Source organism: Streptomyces sp. NPDC005483 (assembly GCF_040606035.1).
In the GTDB taxonomy this organism is placed as follows: domain Bacteria; phylum Actinomycetota; class Actinomycetes; order Streptomycetales; family Streptomycetaceae; genus Streptomyces.
Genome location: NZ_JBEXEA010000120.1, coordinates 1 through 1,452, shown reverse-complemented (window position 1 = coordinate 1,452; position 1,452 = coordinate 1). Strand labels below are relative to the sequence as shown.

Genomic DNA, 1,452 nt, shown 5'->3' with positions numbered 1-1,452 from the left:
TGATTCCTAATGCTGTCTGTCAAGCCGCGTGAGTGTTGGGAGGCACGGCCTCGTAGGTCCGTCCGTCGCGTAGGAGTGCCCAGAGGACGTTGACGCGACGGCGGGCCAGGGCCAGGACGGCCTGGATGTGGCGCTTGCCCTCGGAGCGTTTGCGGTCGTAGAAGCGGCGGGAGTCCTCGCAGTGACGGATGCTGAACAACGCGGAGATGTAGAAGACTCGTTGGAGTCGGCGGTTGTAGCGTCGTGGGCGGCGGAGGTTGCCGCTGATTTTGCCCGAGTCGCGAGGCACGGGAGCAACACCGCCGAAGCCGGCGAGGCGGTCAGGAGTGCCGAAGTGGCTCATGTCGCCGCCGGTCGCGGCCAGGAACTCGGCACCGAGTATCACGCCCAGGCCGGGCATGCTGGTGATCACTTCGAAGTCCCGATGTTCGCGAAACCGGGTCTCGATCGCCTTGTCGAGCTCGGCGACCTGCTGGTTGAGGGCCATCACCTCCGCCGCCAGGGTGTGCACGAGCTGGGCGGTCAGTTTCTCGCCGGGCAGGCTGGTGTGCTGGCGGCCGGCGGCCTCCAGAGCGGTCTCGGCGAGCCGGTCAGCGCGCAGGACCCTGCGGTTGCGCAGCCAGGTTTCGAGCCTCTTCTTGCCTGTCCGGCGGAGGGAGGCCGGGGTCTGGTAGCCGGTCAGCAGCATGAGCGGGCCGGTGTTGGTCAAGTCCAGAGCCCGCTCCAGGCCGGGGAAGACGTCGGTGAGTTGGGCGCGGAGCCGGTTGACGGTGCGGGTGCGGTCGGCGACCAAATCGGTGCGACGGCCGACGAGGATTCTGAGGTCGGTGACCGTCTCGTCGTCGGTGCGTAAGGCGTGCAGGTCGCGGCGGATGCGGACCTGGTCGGCGATGACGGCGGCGTCCCTGGCGTCGGTCTTGCCCTCGCCGCGGTAGCTCTCGGAAGCACGGTGGATGGCCCGGCCGGAGAGATAATGCACCGGCTGGGCGTGGTTGAACAGGATCGTGATGGCCAGGGCGGCTCCGCCGTCGGCCAGGTCGATGCCCCAGGTCACCTCGTCGCCCAGGGCCAGGACGTCGGCGAGGAGTTCGAGGAGTTCGGGTTCGTCGTTGGCGACGCGTCGTGACAGCAGCCGACGGCCACTCTCATCGATTGCGACGCAGTGGTGGTGGGTCTTGCCTGCGTCGATGCCGGCCCAGATCATGGCCATGTGGTGCCTCCGTGCGGTGTGCTGCTGGTGCCTCCCGACGGACGACCTCGCTGTCGATTCCCTACTCAGCGATCATTCGCAATTCCTAATTGGCAGCCGAGTCGTCGTGGGGCACCGGGCGGCCAATCAGTGGAAGCCACAAACGGCAGAGCCTTTTGAACCACACCCGGCACCCCTGGGTGGGTGAACCATACGAAGGGCTCACCGCGTCCCGCAGCACAGCGTAGGGAGCCTTTTCAGCG

At 67.2% G+C, this 1,452-nt stretch carries 1 protein-coding gene; it reads right to left on the bottom strand.

From position 1 onward, the window contains the following. Window positions 1–19 precede the first annotated feature (19 nt). On the bottom strand, window positions 20–1,210 hold the full coding sequence (locus tag ABZT06_RS50535) for an IS110 family transposase (protein WP_355756701.1): 1,191 nt from the start codon (window positions 1,208–1,210) through the stop codon (window positions 20–22). Window positions 1,211–1,452: the final 242 nt, after the last annotated feature.

What these genes read in the sequence shown, in the direction of transcription:
- ABZT06_RS50535 (WP_355756701.1), bottom strand. Translation starts at nt 1,210, where the DNA reads ATGGCCATGATCTGGGCCGGCATCGACGCAGGCAAGACCCACCACCAC.